Origin of the sequence: Acidocella aquatica (assembly GCF_030160635.1) — a bacterium.
Classification (GTDB): domain Bacteria; phylum Pseudomonadota; class Alphaproteobacteria; order Acetobacterales; family Acetobacteraceae; genus Acidocella; species Acidocella aquatica.
On the sequence record NZ_BSOS01000073.1, the window covers coordinates 131,033 to 158,011 of the forward strand.

The following is a 26,979-nucleotide window of genomic DNA, read 5'->3' on the forward strand; positions in this document are numbered from 1 at the left end:
CTTATGCGAGGGCCTTGGAGGCCATTTCGTAGGTGTTCGGGCTGAGTTTTTCCTTGGCGAGGATGCGCTCCAGCTGCGCCTTCATCAAGCTCTGGCGCGCGGTATCATAACGCCGCCAGCTGCCCATCGCGGTGGTCAGCCTTGCCGCGATCTGCGGGTTGGTTTCATCCAATGTGAAAATGGTATCCGCCAGCAACTGATAACCCGCACCGCTGGCCTCATGGAATTTCGACGGGTTGGCCGCGAACGCGCCGATGAGCGCGCGCACGCGGTTGGGGTTGCGCAGGTCGAAATCCTTATGCTTGGTCAACGCCTGCACGCGCGCCAGCGTGTCCGGCGCGCCGGCGCGGGCCTGCACGGAGAACCATTTGTCCAGCACCAGCGCGTTGGCGCGCCACTGGTCATAGAAGCTGGCGAAGGCATCGTCGCGGCGTTCGTCAGCCAGTTCGGCGACATTGACCAGGGCTGCCAGCGTGTCGGTCATGTTTTCGCCGGAGAGGAATTGCGCGCCGGCCAATGTGGTATCGCCCGCGGCGGAGAGATAACCCAGCGCGGCGTTTTTAAGCGCGCGGCTGGCGATGGCGTGGCCCGATACGTCCGACGCCGCGACGGCTGCGAATTGCGCGTAGGCGGCGAAGAAATCCTCGCGCAGTGTCTCGCCCAAGGCCTTGCGGGCCGCCTCGCGCACAAAGCGGATGGCATCGGGATCGACGATGCTCATCGCATCGGCAAGCAAGGTTTCCGCCGGGAGCAACAAGGCTTCGGCGGCGAAGGCGGGGTCGCGCGCGGCGTCGCGCAGGGTCGCGGTGACGGCTTCAAGCAGCCCCGCGTCAAGCGCGAAAGCCTGGCCCGCCTGATGCGCCTTCACGGCATCGAGCAGCACCAGCGTGGCGTATTGCTGCATAGCGTCCCAGCGGTTGAAGAGGTCGGTGTCCTTCGCCGCGAGGAAGGCAAGACGCTGGCGGGACTGGCCCTGCAACTTTACCGGCGCCGAAAAATTGCGGAACAGCGAGGGCGTGGGCGGCTCACTTATATTATGAAAGGTGAAGCTCTGCTCCGGCTGCGCCAGAATCAATGTTTCGGTGTGGATGTCGCGCCCCGTGGCGTCGAGCAGGCCCATGGCGACGGGGATCATGAACGGTTGTTTCACTGGCTGGCCGGGCGTGGGGGCGGTGTGCTGGCGCAGGGTGAGCGTGTAGGTTTGCGCGGCGGGGTCGTGGGATTCGTCGAAGGAGACTTCCGGCGTGCCGGCTTGTTCGTACCAGCGCATGATCTGCTTCAGGTCAATCGCGGTTGCTGCCTGCATGGCGGCGAAAAAATCCTCGACCGTGGCGGCGGAATTGTCGTTTTCGGCAATGTAGATGTCCATGCCTTTGCGGAAAGCTTCGCGGCCGATGAGCGTACGGTACATCCGCACCACCTCGGCGCCTTTCTCATAGATCGTCGTGGTGTAGAAATTATTAATTTCCAGGTAGCTCGCGGGGCGGACCGGGTGGGCGAGCGGGCCGGCATCGTCACGGAACTGGGTGGCGCGCAAGGACCGCACGTCGGAGATGCGTTTCACCGCGGCGGAAAACTGATCGGCCATGTATTCCTGATCGCGGAATACGGTCAGCCCCTCTTTTAAAGAGAGCTGGAACCAGTCGCGGCAGGTGACGCGATCGCCGGTCCAGTTGTGAAAGTATTCATGCGCGATGACGCGCTCGACGCCCTGGAAATCGGCATCCGTCGCGGTGGCGGGGCTGGCCAGCACATAGGCGGTGTTGAAAATGTTGAGACCTTTGTTCTCCATGGCGCCGGCGTTGAAGTCGCTCACCGCGGCGATGTTGAAAATATCGAGGTCATATTCGAGGCCAAAGGTGTCTTCATCCCATTTCATGGCGTTTTTCAACGCATACATGGCGTGGCCGCAGCGCGTCTCATCACCGGCGGCGACCCAGATGCCAAGCGCCACCTCGCGGCCCGAGGCGGTGGTGAAACTGTCTTTCACCGCGACGAGATCGGCCGCGACCAGCGCGAAGAGATAAGAGGGTTTGGGGTGCGGGTCTTCCCAGGTGGCCCATATCTGCGTGCCCGCCGCGCCGCTGGCGGTGTTGTTGCCGTTGGAGAGCAGGACGGGGTATTTGGATTGGTCGGCGCGCAGGGTCACCTTGTAGCGGGCCATCACGTCCGGGCGGTCAGGGAAGAAGGTGATCTTGCGGAAGCCCTCGGGCTCGCATTGTGTGAAAAAGCCGGTGCCTGACATGTAGAGGCCGGATAATTCGGTGTTGGTCTCGGGGATGATTTTCACCTCGGTTTCCAGGGTGAAAACATCGGGCACATCATCCAGCGTGAGTGAGGATTCAGTGAGGACATAACGGTTGCCGCCCAATGCCTCGCCGTTGAGCTTGATACTGAGCAGTTCCAGATCGCGCCCATCCAGCGCCAGCGGGCCTGGAGCCTGGCGGCGGAGGTTGAGCGTGGCGCGCACGATGGTGGCGGCGGGGTCGAGCGTGAAATCCAGCGCCACCTCGTCCACCAGGAACACCGGCGGCGTGTAGTCAGCCAGGTTGATTGCCTTGCGCGGTGAGATCTGTCCGTCGGCCATGTGTGTTCCTTATCCTACTAGCGAAATGCCCTGCCCGTCGCATATGGTGCGGCATGGCTGATGGTACACCTCTTTTAAGCTTGCGGGTTTATCCCCGGATTGCCGGGATCGGGCAAGCCGCGTGGGACGCATGCGCGGCCAGCGATAATCCGTTTATGTCTTATGCGTTTCTCTCGGCGCTGGAGGACAGCGGCTCGGTCGGCCCGCGCACGGGGTGGCATCCGCGTTATATCACGCTGCGCGATGAGGCGGACGCGGTGGTGGCGGTGGCGCCGGTATATGCGAAAACCAACTCCTACGGTGAATATGTGTTCGACCATGCCTGGGCGCAGGCGTTCGAGCGGGCGGGGGGGAATTATTATCCAAAATTGCAGGTTGCCGTGCCGTTCTCGCCGGTGCCGGGGCCGCGCCTGCTCGTGCGCGCCGGGGTGCCTTATGGTGCGCTGGCGGCGGCGCTGGAGCAATTGGCGGAGGAGCTGGATTGCTCGGGCGCGCATGTGACATTCTGCACGCAGGCGGAATATGCGGCGCTGGGCGAGGCCGGATGGCTGCAACGGCTGGGCACGCAGTTCCATTGGGAAAACGAGGGCTATGGGAGTTTCGAGGATTTTCTGGGCGCGCTGGCCTCGCGCAAGCGCAAGGCGATAAAACGCGAGCGGCGCGAGGCGCAAGCTGGGCTGGAATTTCGCGCGCTGAGCGGCGCGGAACTGACGCCGCAGGTATGGCGCGCGTTTTACAAATTCTACACCTCGACCGTGGACCGCAAATGGGGCGGGGCGTATCTGACGCCGGAATTCTTTACTCTATTAGGCGAGCGGCTGGGGGAGAGCGTTGTGTTGATGCTCGCCGAGCGCGACGGCCGGCCGATTGCGGGGGCGCTGAATTTGCGCAGCCGGGATGTGCTGTATGGGCGCAACTGGGGCAGCACGGAGGATGTGCCGTTTCTGCATTTCGAGCTGTGTTATTATCAGGCGATTGATTACGCGATTGCCCATGGCATGAAGCGCGTGGAGGCCGGGGCGCAGGGGGAACACAAAATCCAGCGCGGGTATCTGCCCCGGCCGATTTATTCGGCACATTATATAAGACATGCGGGGTTGCGCCGCGCGGTGGGGGAGTTTTTGGAGGCGGAACGGCCGGAGATGGAAGCGGCGATGGCGGCGATGACGGCGGAGAGTCCGTATAAGAAGGAGTGAGGGGCGGTGGCGAGGGTGATCCCTGCATATTCGCTGCGTCGCCGGTCAGCTTAACATTCGGCTTTGGGTGGGAAGCGGAATGGCATGTTTCGGTTGCCAGACCAGGAATGCCGCCATTGCCGAAATGATCAGAAATTCGTAGGGTGGGTGCAGCGAATCGAAACCCATCAACCAGGATGCGGCACGAAAGCGATGGGTAGCGCTGCGCTTACCCATCGCTTTCTGCACCATCCGATCACAATAAATTCCTTTTGATCAGATCGTGATTTTCATCAACAAGAACGGCAACAAAATTGGGGTAGTTTCCGCAAATATATTCCAGGTTCGTCTCGTTTTTTTGGACATCCAAAGCACCGTGTGCTAATTTTGTCCCGCGCTTTACATATACCCCGGCGACCTCATTGTAGGTTACTCCCTCCTTCGCAGCCAAGCAGGTCAGCAATTCTCTGAGCTTCCTATCGCTTAATAATCCTTGGGGGATAAACTCTTCATAGATTGTTTCGAATTCTTTGTATCCTCTAATTAGCCAAAATCGTTTTGCCATTGCATGTTTCCGCTTCAAGTCCAATAATAATCACACTTTTTTATTATAATATCGAGTAACGACGTGATAGAATTCAACAAATTCGCAGATTTTAGAATTTAAGTGAAAATTTTCTTGATAACGATTCGTCTTGAAATCGTTCCCAAACTGAAGTTGCTTCATCTAGTTCGTCTATAATGTATTCATAGACTTTGTGCGTCTTGATTCTGCTGGATTTAAGTTTTTCCTTTGTGGAGATCAAAACACCGTGGGGAACTTTAAAATAAAGTGCATTTGGACGAACATGACTATTAAACCCCTCAAAATCAAAAACGATCGCGTTTTCAATTTCTGATGATTTTCGAGGAACTTGAACATTCATCGCCGCCAAATTGTCGGCTGCCTTAAGTTTATCAACTAAATTGCCGACATCAGAAATTTGGATCCCTTCTTTTCCTAGCCGCCGAAGTTTATCTCTCCCTTCTGCTATTATCTTTCTGAGATCCTCGTTTAAACGGTACGCTCCTCGGACCATGTTTTCGTACTCACCTCTTTCGTATGTATATTCTTTTGAAATCAGGTTCCGATCTACGACTTTATGCTTCTCTAATATGTTATAGACTTTATCGCCGTCAGTCACCTGGGATTGGCCAGCGAGATAATTTGTAATATTTTTCGCGATGTCATTGATTGTTTCGACCATATCGGCGAGTGCTGTTGGTCGGCTGTTTTTAAGGTCTATCAAGCTATGATTATAGGCGATGATTCCTAATTGATCTAATTCATCTAAGCACCCAACCGGAAATAAATCCAACGAAACGCACAGTCTTGTCAATTCAGCGCGAAGAAGAAGCTTTCCACTTTTTTTGTAGGGAAAGACATATCCCATAATAACATTGAGCAACAACATTGGTGGAGTCCTTAACCAAGAGTGTGTTTATATCTGTTTTTTAGTTCTCATTTGCAAATTTTTTTCCTCAACGGGTATTTCCCATATGGAAAGCGTCGCGTTGAAAGTATGGTATACAAAATTATGCCCTTTCTAAAGGTCCTCCGGCGGAACCGGACGGGCAGGACGGCGCGATGGACACAGGCCAGCCGAACGGGTGGTTACGGGCTGGCTGTGCTTGCTGAGGAACGGCCGCCATGGCTCGAAAACCGCAACTTCGGCCACAGCGCCACTTAGCCAAGTTCATAATTGTCTGAACAAATGGGGTCCGGGCCTCAGGCCCGGGGCCGGGGCCGGGGTGCAGGGGGTGGAACCCCCTGCTGGGGTCCAAGGGCGAAGCCCTTGGTGGCAACTTCACGCCGGGCGCAGAATGGTTTAACCCGCATTGGATGACAAAAGTTCGCTTCGCGCCCAGCCCCACGGGGTATCTGCATGTCGGCAACGCCCGCGCCGCCTTGGTAAATTATCTGTTCGCCCGGCATGAGGGGGGAAAATTTCTCCTCCGGCTGGATGATACGGACAGCGAGCGGGGCCGCCCGGAGTATGAGCAGGGGATTTATGACGATCTGCGCTGGCTGGGGATCACCTGGGACGAGACGGCCAGGCAGTCAGAGCGCACGGCGCGCTATGAGGAGGTTGCCGAACGGCTGAAGGCGGCGGGGCGGTTGTATCCGTGTTTTGAGAATGAGGATGAGCTGGCGGCCAAGCGGGCGGCGCTGGTGAAGCGCAAGCTGCCCCCGGTTTATGACCGGGCGGCGCTGAACATGACCGCGGAGCAGCGCGCCACGGCGGAGGCCAACGGCAAGCGGCCGTATTGGCGTTTTAAGCTCTCGGACGGCGCGGTTGCGTGGAATGATCTGGTGCTGGGCAGCCGCAACATTAAGCTCGGCACCGTCTCCGACCCGGTGCTGATCCGCGCGGATGGCACGCCGCTGTATACGTTCACCTCGGTGGTGGATGACGCGGATATGGGGATTACCCATATCATCCGGGGTGAGGACCATGTCTCCAACACCGCCGTGCAGATTGATCTGTTCCAGGCGGTGAGCAAGGGGCCGCTGCCGCGGTTTGCGCATTTGCCGCTGATCTCGGGCGGGGATGGGGAGAAGCTCTCCAAGCGGATCGGCAGTATCTCGCTGCGCAGCCTGCGGGCGGATGGGGTGGAGCCGGCGGCGATTACGGCGTATCTGGCGCGGCTGGGCACCAATAAGGATGCCGCGCCGCTGGGAATGGACGAGTTGATCGCGGCGTTCAACATCGCTGATTTTGGCCGTTCGCCGCCGCGATTTGATGCGCGGCAACTGCTGACGCTGAACCGCAAGCTGCTGCACGCGCTCAGCTTTGAGGATGTGAAAGCCCGCCTGCCGGAAGGGGCCGGGGAGGATTTCTGGCATGCCATTCGCGGTAATCTCGACATGTTGAGCGAGGCGCGGCGGTGGTGGGAAGTGGTGCATGGCGATTTTCTGCCGCGCGAGATTAGGGATGGCGAGGCGGTGCTGAAGGCCGCGCTGGAGACACTGCCCCCTGCCCCGCTGGGGCCGGATTCATGGAAAACCTGGACCACGGCGATTGCCGCCGCGACCGGGGCGGCGGGACGGGCGCTGTATCATCCGCTGCGGGTGGCGCTCACCGGCGAGGACCAGGGGCCGGAAATGGCCGGGCTGCTGCCGCTCATCGGCCATGAGCGCACCATGGCGCGGTTACGGCGCTTCGTTGTATAGCGGTCGCTGCCCGGCTAAGACGGTCCGGGCTGAACGGTAAGGTCGGGCGCGTGGTTGATATTTTTGACGAGGTTTCAGAGGATCTGCGCAATGAGCGCGCGGTGGCGCTCGCCAAACGCTATGGCGGGCTTCTGCTGCTCGCGATGCTGGCCGTGCTGGCGGGGGTGGGCTGGCAGCAGTTTCATGCCTGGTATCAACAGCAACAGAACAACAAGGCCGCCACCGCTTATCTGGCCCTGACCAAGCCGCTGGACGACGCGGGGACCGGCCTGACCAGCGATCAGGCGCTCGCGGGGGCGAAATCGCTCACTGATTTCGCGGCCGGCGCGCCGGAAGGCTACCGCACCCTGGCTGATCTGCGCGCCGCCGCGCTGTATGCCAATGCGGGCCAGGCCACGCAGGCCGAGGGCCTGTGGAACAATGTGGCCGATGATGGCAGCGCCGATCCGCTGTTGCGCGGCCTCGCCAATTTATTATGGGCGCAGCACGCGCTGGGCAATGCGCCGGATGGCGATGTGCTCGCCCGGCTGCAGCCGCTGACCGCCGATACGAATGCCTACCACGGGCTGGCGCGCGAAACGCAGGCGCTGGTCTATCTGCATGAAGGCAAAAACGATCTGGCAAAGGCGCTGCTCGCGCAGATCGCAGCCGACCCCGGCTCCCCGGACGGCGTGCGTAACCGCGCCGAAGGTTTGCTCGCAAAGTTGAACGGATGACACAGAACATGATGCGACGTCGTACGGCCCTTACCCTCTCGCTTGGCCTGCTGGCCGCCTCCTGCGCCAAGCCAAAGGTGACGATTATCGGCACACAGATACCCGTGCTGCCCGATACCGGCGCTCTGGATGTGAGCGCCAGCGCGCCGCCGGTTAGCCTGCCGCCGGCCGTGGCGCTGGCTGACTGGCCCCAGGTGCTGGGCAATGCCGCGCATGCGCCGGGCAATGCCGCGGGGCCGCTTGGTCTCACCCGGCATTGGGTGGCCTCGGCGGGCCAGGGCGGCGGTTTCCGCCAGCCGCTGCTGGCCAGCCCGATCCTCGCCAATGGCCAGGTTTTCACCATGGATGCCACGGCCGAGGTTGCCGCCTTCTCCGCCACTGACGGCGCCAGGGCCTGGCGCACCAGCACGCGGCCGAAGCATTCCACCGAACCCAATATCGGCGGCGGCATCGGCTATGACCAGGGGCGGATCTACGCCAGCACCGGCTATGGCGAGCTGCTCGCGCTCGATGCCGGGACGGGTAAAATCCTCTGGCGGCAGGCGCTGGATTTTCCCACGCGCACGGCGCCGATGATCGCCGGCGGGCTGGTGGCGCTGATCACGCAAAACGACCTGCTGCTGACCTTCGACGCCGCCACCGGCGCGCCGGGCTGGCGCTTTACCGGCCAGGTGCTGCAAAACACCGGCGCCACGGTCGCCATTGCGGGCGCGCCAGCCTTCGCTGACGGCATTGTCGTCGCCGGGTTTGCCTCCGGCATGCTGGCGGCGCTTGACGCCAATTCCGGCGCGCCGCTCTGGGAGCAGAGCCTTGCCGCCGCCTCGGGGCAGGCCAGCTCGCTCGACTTCTCCGACATCGTCGCCGCGCCGGTGATCGCCGGTGGCGTGGTGTATGCGCTGGGCCTGGGCAACACCGCCATGGCGGTTGACCTGCATTCCGGCGCCAAGGTGTGGACGCATAGCGCCAGCGGCGCGCAGCCGTTCTGCCTGGCCGGGGGCTTCGCCTTTTTGCTGGACAGCACGCAGACGCTCTCCGCCATCCATGCCGATGACGGGCTGGTCAGCTGGTCACTGCCGATGCCGGCGTTCGGCAATATGAAAAAGAAAAAGGAACCCCTGCTCTGGGCCGGGCCAGTGCTGGTGAACGGCATGCTGGTGCTCACCAACAGCCGTGGCGAGATCGCGCTGGTTGATGCGGTGGCGGGGGTTATCAAATCCACCGCCAAGCTGGCAGGACCCGCGGATATGGCGCCGATTGCCGCGGGCGGGCTGCTGCTGCAGCTCACGCGCGACGCCAAGCTCACAGCCTACGCCTGAAACTGCCATGATCCCGCGCGTTGTCATCACTGGCCGGCCGAATGTCGGAAAATCGACCCTGTTTAACCGTTTGGTGGGGTCACGGCTCGCGCTGGTCGCCGATACGCCGGGGGTGACGCGCGACCGCAAGGAAGCCGAGGCGACGCTGGCGGGCACCAAGGTTTTGCTGGTGGACACCGCCGGGCTGGAGGAAGCGGCACCCGATACGCTGCCGGGGCGCATGCGCGCCTCGACCAGCCGCGCGGTGGATGAGGCGGATCTGGTGCTCTTTGTGTTCGATGCGCGCGCCGGGCTGTTGCCGGAGGATAAGCATTTTGCCTCGTGGCTGCGCCGCACGGGCAAAAAGGTGCTGGTGGTGGCCAATAAGGCCGAGGGGCGCGGCGGGGCGGCGGCCACCATGGAAGCCTATGAGCTGGGCCTGGGCGAGCCGGTGGGGATTTCCGCCGAGCATAACGAGGGCGTTTATGACCTGATGCGCGATATCGCGGATCTGTTGCCGCCGCCACCGGAAGAGGGCGCGGAGGATGCGGAGAATCTGCCGCTGCATTTCGCCATTGTCGGGCGGCCGAATGCCGGGAAATCGACGCTGCTGAACCATCTGCTGGGCGAGCAGCGGATGATTACCGGGCCGGAGCCGGGGCTGACGCGCGACGCGGTGGCGGTGGACCTGACCGGGCCGGATGGGAAATTATACCGGCTTGTTGACACCGCCGGGTTGCGCAAGCGCGCGAAGGTGGATGAGGGGCTGGAGCGGATGTCCACCTCGTCATCAATCGAGGCGCTGAAGCGGGCCGAGATGGTGGTTTTGGCGGTGGATGCGGTGCAGGGCGTGCAGGAGCAGGATTTGCACATCGCCCGGCTGATTGAGCGCGAGGGCCGCGCCTGTGTGATCGCGCTGACCAAATGGGACGCGGTGGAAGACCGCGCGAAGGCGAAGCAGGCGGCGATTGACCGGATTTCGATTTCGCTGAGCCAGATGAAGGGCATCACGCTGGTGCCTTTGTCAGCCGAGACCGGCGAGGGTGTGGGCAAATTGTTCCCCGCCATCCGCGAGACCTATGAGAAATGGAACACGCGCGTGCCGACCAGCGCGCTGAACCGCTGGTTTGAACATGCGCTGGAGCGCTTTCCGCCGCCGATGGTGGAAGGACGGCGGCTGAAGCTGCGTTATATCACGCAGGTGAAGGCCCGGCCGCCGACCTTCGCGCTGTTTGGCACGCGCGCCGAGATGGTGCCTGATACTTACATGCGCTATCTGGTGAACTCGTTGCGCGATGCGTTTGAGATGCCTGGCGTGCCGATCCGGATCATGCTGCGCGGGACGGATAACCCTTATCACGACAAGTAAACGCGGCCTGGCGCAAATGCCATGAAACGGTCATCCTGGCCCCCTCGCCGCGCGGCGGGGCGGCGGCTAGGAAGCTGGCATGCGCTATGTTTTGTTTTGTATGCTCGTGCTCACCGGCGCCCCCGCGGCGGCACGGACTCTGGCGTGCGGCGGCACGGTGGCGCCGGGGCTGGCGTATCCTGATGTGAGTGGCGCCTGGCATGGGCTGGAGATTACGCTCTGCCAGAAAATTGCCGGTCAGATTGGCGCGCGGGCGCTCTTTACGCCGATTATGCAGGATAGCGATGTGCCGCCGCCGGGGCGGGGGCGCAGTGTGATTTTTGTGCCGGCGGGGGATATTGCCCCCGGGTATTTGCCCGGCCCGGTGATCTATAACGACAATCAGGCGATCATGGTTCCGGCTGGCTCCAAGGCGCGCGATGCGGCGGCGCTGGCGAATGCGGAAATTTGCGTGGAGCCGGGCTCGCCTGAGGATTTTAATCTGACCGCCTATTTCGCCGCGCATAAGATCGCGTTGCGCGAATTCGTGTTTCAGGAAACCGATGAGATGCACGACGCTTATGTGGCGGGACGCTGCGATGCGATTACGGCCCGCAAATCATTGCTCATTGGCCTGCGGGCGAACGAGGGGCGCAATGATGTCATTCTCCCTGATAATCTCGGCGATAATCCAATCCGCGCCGCCACGCCCGCCGGCATTTCCGGCTGGGCTGCACTGGTTGCGCATACCATCAAGGAAAATACCCATGGCCTTTAAGCTGATTTTACAACGTGTCACGGCGTTGGTGGCGGCGTCCTCGCTGCTGCAGGCTCCATTTGCCTATGGCGATGCGCTGAGCCCGCAGCCGGGCGGCCCGGCCGCCGCGCGCGCGGCGATGGTGGCGCGCGAGCCCGCGATCAGCCAGGCGCAGGAGATCGCGCTGCTGCGCAAGCATGTGAAATATGTCTTCGTGATCTTTCAGGAAAATCGCTCGTTCGATTCCTATTTTGGCAGCTTCCCCGGCGCCAACGGGTTGTTTTCGCAGGCACCCGCCGCGACGCCGGGATTTTCGCAGCCGATTGAGAATGTTGATGGCAGCATGGCGATGATCTCGCCCTTCCGCCTCGGCCCGGACCAATATGCGGCGGACCTTGATGACGTGGACCATGCGCATATCAACATGGCCGAGAAGATGGACGTGGTGAACGGCGTGGCCAGGATGGACCATTATGCGCTGGATGAAGAGAAGAAATATATCGCGCCGGGGCAGAGCCTGCCATCGCTGATGGCCAAGCAATATGGCGAGCTGACCATGGCTTATGAGGATTGCAACACGATCCCGTATATGTGGAATTTCGCCAGCCGCTTTGTGCTGTTCGACAATATTTTTCAGCACACCATCGGACCCTCGACGCCGAACGCGATTGCGATGATCGCGGGGCAGACGGGCGAGACGCAATGGGTGAAGCATCCCGATGAGGCCGTGGGGGCCAAGGGGTTGCTCAAGGGCCAGGGCGAACCTGTGGTGACGGATGATGATCCGCTGTGGGGCACCGGCAATGCAGGGGATAACAGCGGCATGCCGCAAAATCCGCATGATGGCGCGAAACATCCTGTGATCGCGGCGCTGAACCAGACTTATGCGTCGCTGCCGCTGAGCATGACCGGGGATAACGCGCGGAAAGTGACGGCGGCGGATAAGGACCCGGCCACTGATCTGGCCGATGTGCGGCAGGATATTCCCGCGCTGAGCGCCAGCAAGGCGGCCGAGCTGCCCTGGGGCTGGTATGAGGAAGGTTATGACACCGAACCGAATGACAAGGGTGTTGACAAGCACGACGGCTATATCGGCCATCATAACGGGCCGCAGTATTTCGGCTATGTCGCCAACAACCCGGAAATGACCGCGAACCTGCACGGGCTTGGAGATTTTTTTAGCGACATTGGTGCGGATCGGTTGTCATCCACCGGGGGCGTTTATTACCTGCGCGGCGGGTTCAGGAATATCGCTGGGTTGAAGCCCGCTTTCAATGATCCAGCGGTGCAGCATAATTTCCAGGGCGATGACGATCATCCGGGATACTCGGACTCGGCGATCTCCGAGGCGCTGGTGGCGCGCGAGGTGAATGCGATCGCGCGGAGCAAATATTGGGCGCAGTCGGCGATTATCATCACCTATGATGAATCCGAGGGTGATTACGACCATGTGCCGCCAACATTTGTGGAATATGATCCGCAGGGGCTGCCGCTCTCGCGCGGGCCGCGGATTCCGCTGATTGTCATCTCTCCGTATGCGCGCGCGCATGTGGTGAGCCATGAGAGCGGCGACCATGCCAGCGTGATCAAATTCATCGATCTGCTCTATAATCTTCCGCCGCTGGCGGATCTGCCCGATGAAGCGCAGGCGCGGGTGGCGGGGCTGAAGATGTTCAAGCAGGCGTATCTGGGGCCGGCTGATGATAACACGCCGGGGGTGGGCAATCTGCTCTCGGCGTTTGACCCGGCGCGGCTGGAGGGCAAGACAAGCCCCCTGCCCGCCGCTTATGCGATGACGCCGGATATATCGGCGATACCGCCTGACAACAACCAAGGCTGCAAGGTGATTGGGATTGTGCCGGTGGATATTGCCCAGGGCATCGTCAACCATATTCCGGCGGATTTTAATCCTCGGCCGAAGACAGACCCGACGGCGGCGCAATAGAGCGAGCGTATGATCAAGAGGCGGATTCAGACATGAGATTGAATCGCGTTGCGATTACATCTCATGTCATCCGGCTCTAACCCGCCTCGCGCAGAACTTCCAGCTCCAGCCAGCGTTCTTCAGCCACCGCCAGGCGCTCCTGCGCCTCGGTGAGGGCGTTGGAGGCGGCTTTGAATTTTTTGATGTCCTTGTTGTAGAGGCCGGGTTCGGCGAGGATGCTCTCGCTTTTTTTGATCGTGGCGTGGAGTTTCTCGATCTCGGCGGTCAGCGTTTTCAGCTCATGCTGCAACTTGAAACTCATTTTTCCCGTGGCCGGAGCAGCCGTGGGCGCGAGTGCCGCGGTGCGGGCGGTGGTTTTCTGTTTTACCGGCTCGGCCAGAACATGGCCGCGCTGGGCCAGCATGTCAGAATAGCCGCCGGCGTATTCGACCCATTTGCCATCGCCCTCGGCCACCAGGGTTGAGGTGGCGACGCGGTCGAGAAAATCACGGTCATGGCTGACGAGCAGGATGGTGCCGGGGTATTCACCCAGCATTTCCTGCAACAAATCCAATGTTTCAAGGTCGAGGTCGTTGGTGGGTTCGTCCAGGATGAGCAGGTTGGAGGGTTTGGCCAGGGCGGCGGCCAGCAACAGGCGCCCGCGCTCGCCGCCCGAGAGGGTGCCGACCGGGGTGCGCGCCTGCTCGGGCTTGAAGAGGAAGTCCTTCATGTAGCCGATGACGTGGCGGCTCTGCTCGCCGACCTGGACCATGTCGGTCTTGCCGCCGGTGAGCGTGCTGGCCAGGGTCACCGCCGGGTCAAGCGCGGCGCGCTGTTGGTCAAGGGTGATGACGTTGAGGTTGGTGCCGAGTTTCAGCTCGCCGGAATCGGGTTGCTCCTGGCCGAGAAAGAGTTTCAGCAACGTGGATTTGCCAGCACCATTGGGGCCGACGATGCCGAGCCGGTCGCCGCGCAACACGCGCAGGGTGAGGTCTTTCACGATCGGCCGGCCGGCGTAGGATTTGCTGATTTTATCGGTCACCACCACCAGCTTGCCGGAGGTGGCGGCATCGGCGGCGCCCATTTTGGCGGCTTCGCCCTGTTTGTTGTGTTCGCGCTTGGCCTGGCGCAGCGCGGCCAGCCCGGCGACGCGTTTGACGTTGCGCTTACGCCGGGCGGTGACGCCGTAGCGCAGCCAGTCTTCCTCACGCGCGATCTGGCGGCCGAGCTTGTGGAAATCACGCTCCTCCTGTTCCAGCACCTCGTCGCGCCAGGCCTCGAAATGGGCGAAGCCGCGGTCGAGCCTGCGGGTCTGGCCACGGTCCAGCCAGACGATGCTGCGGGAGAGTTTTTCCAGCAGGCGGCGGTCATGGCTGATGAGGACGATGCCGGCGGAGAGGCTTTTCAGCTCGGATTCCAGCCATTCGATAGCCGGGAGGTCGAGATGGTTGGTGGGCTCATCGAGCAGCAGAAGATCAGGATTGGGGGCCAGGGTGCGGGCCAGGGCGGCGCGGCGGGCCTCGCCGCCGGAGAGGTTTTTGGGCTTTTCCAGCCCGGTGAGGCCAAGCTGCTCGAGCAGATATTTGGCGCGGTAATGGTCATCATTGGGGCCGAGGCCGTCCTCGACATATTCCATGGTGTTGGCGAAGGCCGAGAGATCGGGCTCCTGCGGCAGGTAGCGCATGGTGGTGCCGGGTTGCAGGAAGCGGGTTCCGCCGTCAAAGGCGATCTCGCCCGAGGCGATTTTGAGCAGGGTGGATTTGCCCGAGCCGTTGCGCCCGACCAGACAGATGCGCTCACCGGCGCCGACGCCGATCCCCGCGCCATCAAGCAGGGGGACGGAGCCGAGGGAGACACGGATATCGGTGAGGAGCAGCAGCGGAGGAGAAGCCATGCAGGGCTTGTGGCCGCAGATGCACGCTAACTCAAGGGGCGGCGGCGCAGGCGCGCCATGTCAGCACGCCGCGCGCGGCGGCTATGCCGGTGGCGAGGCAGGCTTGCAGCAGGTAGCCGCCGGTTGGGGCCTCCCAATCCAGCATCTCCCCCGCCGCGAACACGCCGGGGCGGCGGCGGAGCATTAAGTTTTCGTCCAGCTCCTCCAGGCTGATGCCCCCGGCGGTGGAGATGGCGCGCGCCAGACCGGCGGGGGCGGTTAAGCGCAGCGGCAGGGATTTGATGAGCAGGGCCAGGGGTGTTGCATCCCCGGCATGGCGGGCCTCCTGCACCAGGCCGATGGCCGCCGGGGAGAGGCCGGCACGCTTGCGCAGGATGTTGGTGAGGGATTCGCTGCCGCCGCCCGCCAGGCGGGTGGCGAGGGTCTCGGCGGTGAGATCCGGGCGCAGGTCGAGGCGCAGGTCGGCCATGCCGTCACGGGCGATGAGCTCGCGCGCCGGGGCTGAGAGCGCGTAGACGGCGCCGCCCTCGATGCCCTCGCGGGTGAGCATCAGCTCGCCGGGGACGCTCCGCCCGGCGCAGGAGAGGGTGATGCGCTTGAGCGGGGTGCCGGCGAAGCGGTGGGAGAAATGTTCCGACCAATTCACCCTGAAGCCGCAATTGGCCGGGCGCAAGGGCGTGATGTGGACATCGGGCAGTAGCGCGGTCCAGCCGCCATCGGCGCCCAGGCGGGGCCAGGAGGCGCCGCCCAGGGCGAGGACCACGGCATCGGCGGCATAGGTGGCGCCATCGGCAAATTGCAGGCGGCCGGTAGCGTCCCAGCCGGTCCAGCTGGCGCGGGTGACGAGATGGACGCCCAGGGCTTCCAGCCGCTTGATCCAGGCGCGCAGCAGGGGGCTGGCTTTCATGATGGTGGGGAACACACGGCCGCTGCTGCCCACGAAAGTCGGCTGGCCCAGCCCGGCGCACCAAGCGCGCAGCGCATCGGGCGGAAAGGCGGCGAGGTGGGGGGACATCCAATCCGCTGCCGGGCCATAGCGGGTGAGGGAGCGCTCCAGCGGCTCTGAATGGGTGATGTTGAGGCCGCCGCGCCCGGCCATCAGCAGCTTGCGCCCGAGGCTTGGCATACGCTCAAACACGGTGACGGCCAGACCGGCCTGGGCCAGAGTCTCGGCGGCCATCAGCCCGGCGGGGCCGCCGCCGATGATCGCGGCGCGGTAGGGAGGGGGCGTTGGCTCGGTCACGCGCCCTTATGCACCGGGCGGCGGGGGAAAGGCCACCTCGGCCGCCGGGCGATGCGCGAGGAGGCCGGCCAGACGCTTCAATAGATCGAGCAGAAACAGGAACAGGATAACACTGGCGGCGATCGCGGCTAGAATGTTGCTGCCAAGCGGCGCCATGAGCACACCGAAACCAGCGGCCATGAGGCTGGAGGCGGCCATCACCAGGCTCGACGCCGCCAGCAAGGGGCTTGGCGCGGAGGACCAGAACCAGCGCTCCTCGCGCACCACATAGACATTCGCCTGCACCGCCAGCATGAGCGTGAGAAACGAGAGCGTGCGGATTTGAAGCAGCGGCAGATGCCAGATTGCGTGCCCGGCCAGCAGCATCAGCGTGACGTAGCCCAGCGTCGCCAGCCCGTAGAGGCAGCCCTCGGCGATGATGCGGCCGATCCGCCAATGCCGGGGGTGCGCGCTTGGCAAAGCGCGGTCGGTGGTGATTGCCATTGTCAGGAAGTCATTCACGATGAGGAGCAGCACCATGAGCAGCGGGGTGAGCACCGCGTGGCCGGTGATGACCAGACCGAGCGCCAGATAGGCGGCAAAGGCGATTTTGCGGACCACCATTGTGAGCGTGTAGGTGCGGATACGCTGGAAGGCGGCGCGGCCTTCGTGGATGGCGCCGAGGATGCCGGCCAGACCGGGCGAGGTGAGCACCAGCCCGGCGGCGGCCTTGGCGACATCGGTCGCGCTTGCAACCGCGATGCCCATTTGCGCCTGGCGCAGGGCCGGGGCATCGTTGGTGCCATCGCCGCACATGCCGACCACGTGGCCATCGCGCTGGAACAGCTTGACCAGCCGGAATTTCTGCTCGGGGAACACGCCCGCAAAAACGGCGAAATCGTCCGGGGCTTTGAGTGTCTCCAGGGTTGCTGAGTCGCAGACCTGGCCGGTGATGCCCACCGCGCGGGCGATCACCGCGGCGGTCTCGGGGGCGTCGCCCGTGACCATCACCACGCGCACCCCCAGAGCGCGCAGGGAGGCGATGAGGCCAGCGGCATCATCACGCGGCGGGTCGGCGAGGCCGAGCAGGCCGAGCAGTTGCACCGTGTTGCCGGTGATGCGCGCGACCGCCAGAATCCGGCATCCGGCTTGCGCGAGACGCTGGCGCGCAGCCTCCTGCTCCGGGGTCAGCCCTGCGGGGAGCAAGGCGCCGGGGGCGCCTTTGCGCAGCAGATCACCGTTCGGCAGGCTGGCCTGGGCGTATTTGCGGGCGGGGTCAAACGGGGCGAAGGCGGCGGCCAGGGGCACCGCCACGCCGCGCGCGCGGGCGGCATCAATGATGACCTGATCGACCGGATCGCCGCCCTCCGACGAGGCGGCGGCGGCGGCGGCCAGCACGGCGCCCTCATCAGCGCCGCCGAAACAGGCGATGCTCTGGATCGAGAGCGCGTTTTTGGTCAGCGTGCCGGTTTTGTCAGTACAGAGCAGACTCATCGTCGCCGCCTCGTTGATGGCGGCGAGGCGGGTTGGCAGCACTGAACCGCGCACCAGGGAGCGCGCGGAAAGCGCGGCGGCGAGGGTGAAGGTGGAGGGCAGCGCCACCGGGATGGAGGCCAGCAGCGCGGTGAGCAGCAGGGGCACTGACTCATCGAAGCTGCGGCCAATCTCATGCGCGTAGACCAGCATCGCCAGCACGATGGCGCCGTTGATGAGCGCCAGGTCGCGCACCACGGCGAGCACCGCGCGCTGTTCACCGCTGACGCTGCGGGCATCCTGCACCAGCGAGGCGGTTTTGCCGAAATAGGTGCGCGCGCCGGTGGCGGTGACAAGGCCCGTGGCCTCGCCCTGGCGGACCATGGCGCCGGCATAGGCGGTGTCACCGGCTTTGCGTTCAACCGGCAGGGATTCGCCGGTGAGCATCGACTGGTCGATCAGCGCCGTGCCGGCGGTGATTTTAATGTCAGCCGGGACCACCGCGCCGAGGGCGAGTTTCACCAGATCGCCGGGGACCAGCCCCGCGGCATTAATGCGCAGCCACGCGCCGTCGCGCCGGACCGAGGCCATCACCGCGAGTTTTTGCCGCAGGGCGGCGACCGCGCCCTTGGCGCGCGCCTCCTGGCTGAGGCCGAGAACCGCGTTGAAGAGCAGGAGGACCAGAATGATGAGCGCCTGCGGGCCGTGACCGAGAAACAGTTCCAGCAGGATTGTCGCCTCGAGCATCCAGGAAAGTGGTGTCCATAGTTTTGCCGCCAATGCGCGCGGCCAGTGCTCGGAGGTCTCGGCCACCGCGTTCGGGCCGAATTGTTGCAGCCGCAAGGCGGCTTCGGCGCTGGAGAGTTCAGGCCCGGTTTGCGCGTCCACCTTTGGTGTCCTCCTGGTGTATGGTCCCCATGGCTGCAAGCTTACCGTTGAATGTCATTTCCGCAACAATGCCGCATCCTGCGAAAACCATCAGGAAAAACGATCATTCCCATTCAGAAATTTAATTGTACAGAAAATCCAATAAGTATAGCATCCACACAGTTAAGTATAAATTTTGCTCTGCACAACAAAACATATCACAACATATAATGAGGAAATTTCCATGACGCAGGATTCGAATCAGGCCATTGCCGCCGAAAGCGGTGCCAACCGCCGCAATCTGCTGCGCGGGATCGGGCTTTCGATTGGCACCGTGGGGCTTACGGCGATGGCGATGCAAACCGCCTCGGCCCAAACGCCGGCTGGATCGGCTGGATCGCTGGAGATGAAATCAGCCGGGACGCTCGCGGCGCTGACCGCGAAACTGACGGGGATTCCCCGCCGCCGGGATTTCAAGACCGTGCCGATGATTCTCACTTCGCCCGACCAGTGGGACAGCGAGGCGTTGGACGCGCTTATCGCCTATCGCGGTGGACCAAAGCAGGTTTGGGATAATACCGTCATCGAGAGCCCCTGGCTCAACCTGATGCGCAATGCGTTGAACGCGCAGGTGTGGTCCTGGAAACACCCTGATTTTCTCGCGGTCTCAGCCACACATGGCACCGCGCATCTGGCGTTATATGATCAAATGATCTGGGATAAGTATAAACTGGCGGATGTCACCAAGGGCAAGTTCGCGTCGAACACGTTGATCGATGTTCCGGCCGCGGCCGCGGTTGACGCGGCGGATTTCAACAATCCGGCCGGGGCATTTTCTCCGGCGGCCAACAGCATTACGGTGTTGCAGAACCGTGGCGTGGTGTTTGTTGGCTGCCACAACGCGGTGTGGGAGTTCTCCGCCGCGTTGCTGAAAAATGGCGTGAATCCAGACAATCTTTCACATGAGGCGCTGGCGGCGGAGCTGACCAACCATCTCATTCCAGGCGTGGTGTTGAGCCCCGGCGTGGTTGGGACATTGCCTGAGCTGCAGAAGGCAGGTTTTGATTACGCGGTGTGATTTTGTTGCCGCCCTGACATTCATTGATTTTCTGAAAAGGCCGGACTCATGTGTTTGAAGAGGTCTATGTTGACGAGGAGTCTCCAGGCCATTGCTGTTTTGGCGGTGGCTGGCGCGATGGCTGGATATGCGCGCGCCCAGCCCGCCACCGGCACGGCGGCGGATATCGGCTGGAACGGCAAGGCGCAGCCGCCGCGCTATGAGGGGCAGATTTTTCCGCCCTGGCAGCATGGCGAGAATAATGATGCGGTGAACAAGGGTTTTGAATTCACCGTGCCGGAAGTTGATGTCATGGCGGATTTCCATGGCGATCTCACTGACCCCAAACTCGTGCTTTATGTCGGCGGCAACTACTATTTTGCGATGGCGCCGCTGGTGGCGGCGTTTGAGCAGCAGAACCCGCAGTATAAAGGGCGCATTTTTTATGTGACGATTCCGCCGGGGATGCTGGTGACGGCGATGAAGGAGGGAGGGACCTTCACTTCCGGCAACATGACGTTCACGGCCAGGCCGGATGCGTATTTCGCCGGGTTGAAGAAGGTTGAGGCGCTCATCACCACAGGCGAACTCACCGGACCGGCGGTGCCCTATGTCACCAATAATCTCACGATCATGGTGCCCAAGGGCAACCCGGCGCATATCACCGGGCTGGCGGATCTGGGCAGGCCGGGGCTGCGGCTGGTGATGCCCAACCCGGCATATGAGGGCATCGCGCGGCAAATTCAGGCATCACTCGTGAAGGCCGGGGGGGCGGCGCTGGAGAAGCAGGTTTATGAGACCGGCGTTGCCAATGGCACGACGATTCTCACGCATATCCACCACCGGCAGACGCCGCTGTTTTTGATGCAGGGGCTGGCCGATGCCGGGATCACCTGGAAGTCTGAAGCGGTGTTCCAGGAGCAGGCGGGGCATCCGATCAGCGATGTTCCCATCCCCGCCGCGCTGAACACGACCGCGATCTATGCGGGGGCGATGGTGAAGGGTGCGGCGCACCCGGATGCCGCCAAGGCGTGGCTGGAATTTATCCACTCGCCCGCCGCGCTGGAAATTTTTGAACGCTATGACTTCAAGCCCTATACGGGGAGTACGCCAGGCCCGGCCCCCGCGGGATAACAAAAACAGGAAACGCCATGTCTCGTATTCTTCGTGGTCTCGTGATTGCACTGACGGTCTGCCTTGGCGGGCCGGCGATAAGCGCCGCGGCAACGCCGCCGCAGGCCAGCGAATGCGCCGCCTGCCACGGCGCCAACGGCATGGGGAACCAGGCTTCCGGCTTTCCCGCGCTGGCCGGGCTACCCTCGGCGTATTTGCAGGCGCAGCTTGCGGCGTTCAAAAACCATGAGCGGGGCAATGCGATCATGGGTGGCATGGCCACTCCGCTCACCGGCCCGGATATGGCCGCGCTGGGCGATTATTACGCGGCGCTGCCCGTTCCGGCGGGACCGGTGCCCCCTGCCCTGCCCGCAGGCCCTGGCGCTGATCTGGCGCAGCGGGGAGACTGGCAGGCGGGGTTGGCCGATGGCATTCCCTCCTGCGATTCGTGCCACGGCCCCGGCGGCGCTGGTGTGGGGGCGCAGTTTCCGCGGCTGGCGGGGCAGCCGGCGGTGTATCTGGCGGCGCAGTTGAACGGCTGGCGGGACGGCACGCGCAAAACGGGCCCGCTGGGGTTGATGTCCGCCATCGCGCACCGGCTTAGCCCGGCGCAGATTAGCGCCGTGGCAGCCTATTATGCCGCCCTGCCCGCCAACACCGCTAACGGAGCGAAGCCATGAAGTCCGCTAAATTGGAAGCACGCAGGGTATTGACGCTGGCATTGTGCGGGGCTGCTTGGCTGGCGCTCCCCAATGGGGCGGCGCGGGCGCAGGCACCGGCCCCCGCAACATTTTCGCCGCCGGGAGAAGCCGCCATGCCCACGGGGCCGTTTGGCGATGCGGTGAAACTGGGGGAGAATATCTTCCGCAACACGCCAAAATACGCGCCGCAGTTCACCGGCAATACGCTGAGCTGCGATAACTGCCATCTGGACGGCGGGCGCCTGGCGAATTCCTCGCCGATGTGGGCGGCTTATGTTGCGTATCCGGCCTATCGCTCGAAAAATAAAAAGGTGAACACGTTTGGCGAACGGCTGCAGGGGTGTTTCCGCTTCAGCGAAAACGGCAAGGCGCCGCCGCTTGACAGCGCGGTGATGGTGGCCCTCGAATCCTACTCGTTCTGGCTTGCCACGAACGCGCCAACCGGGGCCAAAATGGCGGGGCGCGGCTACCCTGAGCTGCCCAAACCGGCGCAGCCCCCAAGCTACCAGCGCGGCCAGGTGGTGTATGCGCAAAACTGCTCGCTCTGCCACGGGGCGGATGGCGCGGGGACGGCGGCGCATGGGGCTGTGGTGTTTCCTGCAGTTTGGGGCAAGAATTCCTACAACTGGGGCGCGGGTATGAGCACGATCAACAATGCGGCCGATTTTATTCAGGCCAACATGCCGCTCGGCATGGCGGGCACGCTGAGCGCCCAGCAAGCATGGGATGTGGCGGCCTATATCGACAGCCAGGACCGCCCGCAGGACCCGCGCTTCACCGGCAGCGTGGCCGAGACAAGGGCGAAATTCCACGACAATCCGCTCTCGCTCTATGGCACCACGGTGAACGGCCATGTTCTGGGGGCAACGGCGCAATAAACGGGCCGGATTTTACCGGCTGATGATTGTGGTGCGCCCCCGCGGGGGGCCACGATACAACGGCCCGGGCTGTTGGCGAAGACAATATTTGCCAACCAACGCACGGGCCGCTGAGGAGATATTCGCCGCGTTTTAGTGGCTGCCGCCACCACCGCCAGCGCCGCCACCGCCCATGCCCCCGCCGCCGGAAAGGCCGCCCATTCCGCTGCCGCCCAAGAGCTTACGGTGTTTCAGCTCCTCCTGTTTACGCTTGCGCTCCTGTTGTTTCAGCTCCTCCTGGGTTTGTTTTTTGTTCTGGTTTTGGTTCATGTTTTGGTTTTGGTTTTGGTTCATATTCTGATTTTGGTTCATGTTTTGGTTTTGCAGTTGACCCTGGGTCTGTGTCCTGTTCTGGTTCTGCATCATATTCTGATTTTGGTTCATGTTTTGATTTTGGTTCTGCAGTTGCCCCTGGGTCTGTGTCCCGTTTTGGTTCTGCATCATATTTTGGTTTTGGTTTGTGTTTTGTGTTTGGGTCTGCAACTGATCCTGGGTTTGGGTCTGCAGCGGGGTCTGCGCCATGGCGGACTCACTCATAAGCGCGACGCCAGCCAGCACTACCATTAAACCGCCAAATCCGATCACGGCACTTCCACGAAGTTTTGAGTCAGAAACCATTTCTCTCGTTTTCATCACAAAATTCTCCCTTAAATAAAATACTCGATTCAGATTTAAATTTTCTAGCGAAGAAGACATCAATGGTCATTGACCTGAATCAAATCGGATAATTTGAAACTTTCAATTCAATTGCTGGCATATTAAAAATTAAACATGATGGTGGAAATGGTTTCTTGAATTACAAAACGGCGTCAGAACAATAAAACTCAGAATGCCGTGCCGAGCATTAAATATGCTTGATGGCGCGAGAAATTCACGGTGGAGTCACCTGATACACGCTGCGTGTAGCGGTAATCCGCGCCGATGTAGAACAGGCTGGTAAGGTAATAGCGCACACCAACTGACATATCCGCCTCGTTGTCCCATCGCGAAGATTGCTGGAATTCACTATGTGCGAATGCCGCGCGCACAAAGCCGGTCAGATCCGGGCTCAGCGTCTGCTCCACCCGGCCGCCCGTCACGGTATATATATAGGCTGAACTGCCGGAGAGCGTGGTTTCCTCGATCGAGCGGTCCAGAAACACGACGGCCGCGGTGTTATCCGCCGCCTGCCAGCGAATATTGGCATCGGCCGCTGGCGTGGTGATGGTTTTAAACCGCGGGTCGGTATAGTTTCGTGCCATCACACCGACGGATGCCTCGCCCGACAAGGCCGGGGAGATACGGAACAACGCGCCGATGCTTGCGCGGTAGCCGTCAGAGTTGCGCCTGTAGCCGAAATCATCCGGGGAATGATCATAACGGCGCAGGTCTTCCAGGAACTCGACAAAGGGGCGGAAGCCTGGCTGTGCATCGTCGCGCACGGACACACCAAATGTATAGCGGTTGCGGTCGCGGTCATGATTGTTGATCGAGCCGTGCGTGGCCTCGACATTGCCAAAGGTTATGCGCTCCACGGCGCCACCGGCGCGCACGCTGAAATCACCAAAGCGGTGCACCACGCCGGCATAACCGTTCTGCTCCCAATACGGGGTTGGGGTCAGCCCTTCCACCGCGTCAGGCGAGGCGCGGTCTTCATGTTCCATGAGCGTGGAGGCGCCAAGCAGGACGCGGGTGTTGCGATCGACATCGATCCGCCCCTCGACAAGCGCGTGCCAATCAACGGTGTTTTCGCTGCCTTTGGTAAGGTAGCCGGTCAAATCGGTTCCGGCCTCGGCATAGAGCGCATTGCGGTCCCAGTTGGACTTTAGGGCGATACGGGGAGAGATACTGCCGACTTTATCAGCGACTTTGCCGGTGCGTGTGTCATAAATATTATTGTCGTAGAATAACCCGGCCTGAACCTCGGGGTAGACGGTAAAGGAACCAACCTTGAAGCCTGGGCCACCAACTTCGGGCGCCTGCCGGGGGGCGTTGCCGATGGTCTCGGGCTGCAGCGGCGGCATGATGCGAACATCCGTCGCGACGAAACGGGTCAGCTCGCGGCTTACCGCCTGATGCACCGCATCGCGCTGTGCAGGCGGGGCGGCTGCGGTAATCATGCTGCTGATCTCAAGATAAACCGGCAGATTGGCCCCCACGAAATCAGGCACTGGGGAGGCCGCCGCGCGGGCAAGTGTGGCCGCCGCCTCGGGCGTGGCTGCCAGGGATGGGTCGGCGGCAAGTATGCTCGCCAGACTGTCCAATAAAACGCGAGGCCCCGCCTCCGCCGCAACCCCAAGTTGTTGCGTAACCGTGTCACTTCCGGTGGCGCTATGCGCAACCCGCGGAACAAACGCTATCGCCGCTGCAATTGCCAGAGATTGAAGTGCCAGAGATTGAAGCTTAACGTTGAGAGGCCTCATGAGCGGGCGCCTTTACATTCATATTTACAACAATTTTAATGACGGCACTTTTATATGAAGGATACAGTCATGCATTGATTCACATCAACCATCATTATCGTATTACCATTTATTTAGCGCACTCATTCTTCTTTTTTTCATTATTTCCAGAATGGCGCGTGGCACGCTTGATTCATATCAATGACACCACAATCTGATTACGCAATAGCTTAGCAACATAAAACCGGCGTGTTCCACGCCATTTATAGTATCTGGTGATATATGATATGGCCATATTTACTGATATGAAGTTGGTTTATAGCGTTGTTTTTGCAGGTTTTTTGGCGATACTTCCGGTTGGCCGCGCGTCTGCCGAAAATGTTTCGTCACCGCAGCACCCGTTGACGGGGAGCAAGTTTGAGCCGCCGCCACGTGGTGCGTGGTGTGGTGATTATCGTTTTGACATTACGGATAAACAACGTTTTACCGGGACAAATCTTCAACGCCTGCAAGCTGCCCAGATGGAATTGGCGCCTGGTTTCGTGGCCGGTCCATCAAAGACGGAATTGTATTTATTAGCTGATTATCAGGCAGAACTTGGAAAACGCATGCCCGATACGGCGTTAGCTGCGAGTTATCTGGCGCTGGCAAGCGCGGTGCCGATTACGGTTGCACGCTATCGCCAGGTGAATGCGCTGCTGTGTGTCAGCGCAACGCCGGCGCGCGCCAAGGCCATTCAATCAGCGGCGGAGGCATTTCGTCAGCAAGGCGCTCGCTGACCAGAGGACAAAAAGGTGCTTTACCATGCAAAATGATTCAAATTGGATAACGTCTTTGGAAATGCCACGGCGGCGGCTGTTGGGAACGCTTGGGGTGGCGGGGCTGCTGTTTGCTCTCCCGCGCGGTGTATTGGCGCAAGAGGCTGGCGGGGGCGGCGAAACGGGTGGCGGCCACGCAGGGGGCGGTGAGTCCGGCGGTGGCGGTGAATCCGGGGGTGGCCACAGCGGGGGTGGCGAGTCCGGGGGCGGTGAGTCTGGCGGTGGCCACAGCGGGGGCGGCGAGTCTGGCGGGAGCGAGTCTGGGGGCGGGCATGGCGCCGGCAAAACGCCGGGGGAACGCGCACGGCGCCACAGACAGCGGACCGGGAAAACCCTGGGCGGCGGCGAATCAAACGGCGGACATACCGGCGGCGGCGGCCACGATGGTGGCGGAGACAGCGGCGGCATCGTTCCGCCGGCAGATGGTTCGGCGACCGGGCCGATCGGCGGCGGGAACGGGGGTGAGCATTTCATCCACGAGGGCCAGGGGAGTTGGGGCGTGGACAACAAGGTTCTGCGCTCACCCTGAACAACACATATTTTTATCAGCACAACAGAAGGAACACGAACATGAAAATCAATCCACGCACATCCCGGATTTTACGGCATATTCTGCTTGGCTCGGCCGCGCTGAGCTTTGCGGTTGTGATGCCGCATCTGTCGCGCTCGCTCTCCGGGCTAACGGATAATGCCTATGCGCAATCCACTGGCAGCGGCAGCGGGGGGGGCAGTAGCAGCCATGCGCCTGGCGGGACATCTGGTTCCGCGATGGGCCAGGGGGGTTCAACCGGCGTTAATGGCCATTACGGGCAAGGCGGCTCCACCGGGACTGAAACCGGGACTGATGGAACCAGCTCCGACAAGCAAGGCCCGCGGTTTGGCGGCGGTGACAACAGCAGCAGGCCGGCGGCGGGCACCACCGGCGGGCGCCCGGTTTGGGCGAAGGAAGGTATCCCGGCCGTTGAACTTGGCCGCTTGAGCGTGGCGCGGGCGCCGGAACACGTGATCGACAAAGCGCTTGCCGAGACGGTGAGCAATTGGACCACCATGGGCACCACGGTGATGACCCTCACCGCTGATGGCCAGCCGGATCTGACAATGACCGTGGCGCAGCTTTATTCGCTGCCCGCGGCTGAGTTCGCCTATATCGTGCAGACGTATTATCCCTCGATCGTGCGGATTGATTCGCCGCTTGAAAACCTGGGCCTGCTCAAGAACCTGTCGATGACCGGCTCCACCGCGCTGACCGGGGTGACGGTAACGCCTTCGACCAGTAACGATCTGTATGCGATCTTCCTGGGCTCGGCCTCGGACAAGACCATCCCGATCAGTGCCGACACGGTGACCGCGGTGAACACCATCCTCGGCCTTCCACCGCTGACACCCGAGGCAACCGCTGACATCGCGGCCAAGGCGGAAGAGGTGCGGCTGGCGATTTTGAGCGGCCACGGCTGAAAAAGGATTTTTTTTCGCGGATGGATTTGGGCAAACTGGATTGAAGCATGCTTCAATCCAGTTTG

General features: G+C 61.8%; 22 protein-coding genes. 13 read left to right on the top strand and 9 right to left on the bottom strand.

Going from position 1 to position 26,979, the window contains the following annotated elements; genetic code table 11:
- Position 1 precedes the first annotated feature (1 nt).
- On the bottom strand, positions 2–2,587 hold the full coding sequence (pepN, locus tag QQJ84_RS13515) for an aminopeptidase N (protein ID WP_284258813.1): 2,586 nt from the start codon (positions 2,585–2,587) through the stop codon (positions 2–4).
- 53 nt (positions 2,588–2,640) lie between these two features.
- On the opposite strand from pepN, the gene QQJ84_RS13520 reads away from it, so the two are divergent.
- Positions 2,641–3,783 carry a GNAT family N-acetyltransferase gene (locus QQJ84_RS13520; RefSeq protein WP_284258814.1) on the top strand — a complete coding sequence of 381 codons (1,143 nt, stop codon included), beginning with the start codon at positions 2,641–2,643 and terminating at the stop codon, positions 3,781–3,783.
- Positions 3,784–4,018: 235 nt separating this feature from the next.
- Here the strand turns inward: QQJ84_RS13520 and QQJ84_RS13525 are convergent, their stop codons facing one another.
- Positions 4,019–4,327 (bottom strand): hypothetical protein, encoded by a 309-nt coding sequence (locus QQJ84_RS13525; RefSeq protein WP_284258815.1) that lies wholly within the window; start codon positions 4,325–4,327, stop codon positions 4,019–4,021.
- A gap of 91 nt (positions 4,328–4,418) precedes the next feature.
- Positions 4,419–5,216 carry a hypothetical protein gene (locus QQJ84_RS13530; RefSeq protein WP_284258817.1) on the bottom strand — a complete coding sequence of 266 codons (798 nt, stop codon included), beginning with the start codon at positions 5,214–5,216 and terminating at the stop codon, positions 4,419–4,421.
- A 428-nt stretch (positions 5,217–5,644) separates the two neighbouring features.
- On the opposite strand from QQJ84_RS13530, the gene gltX reads away from it, so the two are divergent.
- The 6 genes from gltX to QQJ84_RS13560 all read left to right on the top strand — a co-directional run bounded on the left by gltX (position 5,645) and on the right by QQJ84_RS13560 (position 13,037).
- A complete protein-coding gene (gene gltX, locus QQJ84_RS13535; protein ID WP_284258818.1) occupies positions 5,645–6,976 on the top strand; it encodes a glutamate--tRNA ligase in 1,332 nt (443 codons plus the stop codon).
- A 50-nt stretch (positions 6,977–7,026) separates the two neighbouring features.
- Complete coding sequence (locus QQJ84_RS13540) at positions 7,027–7,692, top strand: tetratricopeptide repeat protein (protein WP_284258820.1); 666 nt, start codon at positions 7,027–7,029, stop codon at positions 7,690–7,692.
- An 8-nt stretch (positions 7,693–7,700) separates the two neighbouring features.
- Positions 7,701–9,008, top strand: coding sequence for an outer membrane protein assembly factor BamB family protein (locus QQJ84_RS13545; protein WP_284258822.1), 1,308 nt, complete (start codon positions 7,701–7,703; stop codon positions 9,006–9,008).
- A gap of 7 nt (positions 9,009–9,015) precedes the next feature.
- Entirely contained in the window at positions 9,016–10,356 is a 1,341-nt protein-coding gene (gene der, locus QQJ84_RS13550; protein ID WP_284258824.1) for a ribosome biogenesis GTPase Der, read from the top strand.
- A gap of 79 nt (positions 10,357–10,435) precedes the next feature.
- Positions 10,436–11,113 (top strand): type 2 periplasmic-binding domain-containing protein, encoded by a 678-nt coding sequence (locus QQJ84_RS13555; RefSeq protein WP_284258825.1) that lies wholly within the window; start codon positions 10,436–10,438, stop codon positions 11,111–11,113.
- Positions 11,103–13,037, top strand: coding sequence for a phospholipase C (locus QQJ84_RS13560; protein WP_284258827.1), 1,935 nt, complete (start codon positions 11,103–11,105; stop codon positions 13,035–13,037). Before QQJ84_RS13555 ends, QQJ84_RS13560 begins: the two co-directional genes overlap by 11 nt.
- A gap of 76 nt (positions 13,038–13,113) precedes the next feature.
- Here the strand turns inward: QQJ84_RS13560 and QQJ84_RS13565 are convergent, their stop codons facing one another.
- Genes QQJ84_RS13565 through QQJ84_RS13575 form a run of 3 tightly spaced genes read right to left on the bottom strand, consistent with a single transcriptional unit; the run spans position 13,114 to position 18,493 of the window.
- Positions 13,114–14,910: an ABC-F family ATP-binding cassette domain-containing protein gene (locus tag QQJ84_RS13565; RefSeq protein ID WP_284258828.1), complete on the bottom strand. Its 1,797-nt coding sequence runs from the start codon at positions 14,908–14,910 to the stop codon at positions 13,114–13,116.
- A 31-nt stretch (positions 14,911–14,941) separates the two neighbouring features.
- Positions 14,942–16,153: a BaiN/RdsA family NAD(P)/FAD-dependent oxidoreductase gene (locus tag QQJ84_RS13570; protein WP_284258830.1), complete on the bottom strand. Its 1,212-nt coding sequence runs from the start codon at positions 16,151–16,153 to the stop codon at positions 14,942–14,944.
- A 6-nt stretch (positions 16,154–16,159) separates the two neighbouring features.
- Positions 16,160–18,493, bottom strand: coding sequence for an HAD-IC family P-type ATPase (locus tag QQJ84_RS13575; RefSeq protein ID WP_284258831.1), 2,334 nt, complete (start codon positions 18,491–18,493; stop codon positions 16,160–16,162).
- 223 nt (positions 18,494–18,716) lie between these two features.
- On the opposite strand from QQJ84_RS13575, the gene tetH reads away from it, so the two are divergent.
- The 4 genes from tetH to QQJ84_RS13595 all read left to right on the top strand — a co-directional run bounded on the left by tetH (position 18,717) and on the right by QQJ84_RS13595 (position 22,221).
- Positions 18,717–19,550, top strand: coding sequence for a thiosulfate dehydrogenase (gene tetH, locus QQJ84_RS13580; protein ID WP_284258833.1), 834 nt, complete (start codon positions 18,717–18,719; stop codon positions 19,548–19,550).
- Positions 19,551–19,616: 66 nt separating this feature from the next.
- Positions 19,617–20,663 carry a substrate-binding domain-containing protein gene (locus QQJ84_RS13585; protein ID WP_348522683.1) on the top strand — a complete coding sequence of 349 codons (1,047 nt, stop codon included), beginning with the start codon at positions 19,617–19,619 and terminating at the stop codon, positions 20,661–20,663.
- Positions 20,664–20,680: 17 nt separating this feature from the next.
- The gene (locus QQJ84_RS13590; protein WP_284258834.1) at positions 20,681–21,322 is read left to right on the top strand and encodes a c-type cytochrome; all 642 of its coding nucleotides are present in this window, start codon (positions 20,681–20,683) and stop codon (positions 21,320–21,322) included.
- Positions 21,319–22,221 (top strand): c-type cytochrome, encoded by a 903-nt coding sequence (locus QQJ84_RS13595; RefSeq protein WP_284258835.1) that lies wholly within the window; start codon positions 21,319–21,321, stop codon positions 22,219–22,221. The genes QQJ84_RS13590 and QQJ84_RS13595 overlap by 4 nt, the downstream gene beginning before the upstream one ends.
- Before the next feature lie 132 nt (positions 22,222–22,353).
- Here QQJ84_RS13595 and QQJ84_RS13600 read toward each other — a convergent pair whose 3' ends face one another.
- Both QQJ84_RS13600 and QQJ84_RS13605 read right to left on the bottom strand, forming a co-directional pair.
- A complete protein-coding gene (locus QQJ84_RS13600; RefSeq protein WP_284258836.1) occupies positions 22,354–22,893 on the bottom strand; it encodes a hypothetical protein in 540 nt (179 codons plus the stop codon).
- 191 nt (positions 22,894–23,084) lie between these two features.
- Positions 23,085–24,503, bottom strand: coding sequence for an outer membrane beta-barrel protein (locus tag QQJ84_RS13605; protein WP_284258837.1), 1,419 nt, complete (start codon positions 24,501–24,503; stop codon positions 23,085–23,087).
- 425 nt (positions 24,504–24,928) lie between these two features.
- Here QQJ84_RS13605 and QQJ84_RS13610 point away from each other — a divergent pair, with 425 nt between their 5' ends.
- Positions 24,929–25,420 carry a hypothetical protein gene (locus QQJ84_RS13610; RefSeq protein ID WP_284258838.1) on the top strand — a complete coding sequence of 164 codons (492 nt, stop codon included), beginning with the start codon at positions 24,929–24,931 and terminating at the stop codon, positions 25,418–25,420.
- A 37-nt stretch (positions 25,421–25,457) separates the two neighbouring features.
- Here QQJ84_RS13610 and QQJ84_RS13615 read toward each other — a convergent pair whose 3' ends face one another.
- Positions 25,458–25,733, bottom strand: coding sequence for a hypothetical protein (locus tag QQJ84_RS13615; protein ID WP_284258839.1), 276 nt, complete (start codon positions 25,731–25,733; stop codon positions 25,458–25,460).
- Between the two features lie 296 nt (positions 25,734–26,029).
- Here QQJ84_RS13615 and QQJ84_RS13620 point away from each other — a divergent pair, with 296 nt between their 5' ends.
- On the top strand, positions 26,030–26,914 hold the full coding sequence (locus tag QQJ84_RS13620; protein WP_284258840.1) for a hypothetical protein: 885 nt from the start codon (positions 26,030–26,032) through the stop codon (positions 26,912–26,914).
- Positions 26,915–26,979 lie beyond the last annotated feature (65 nt).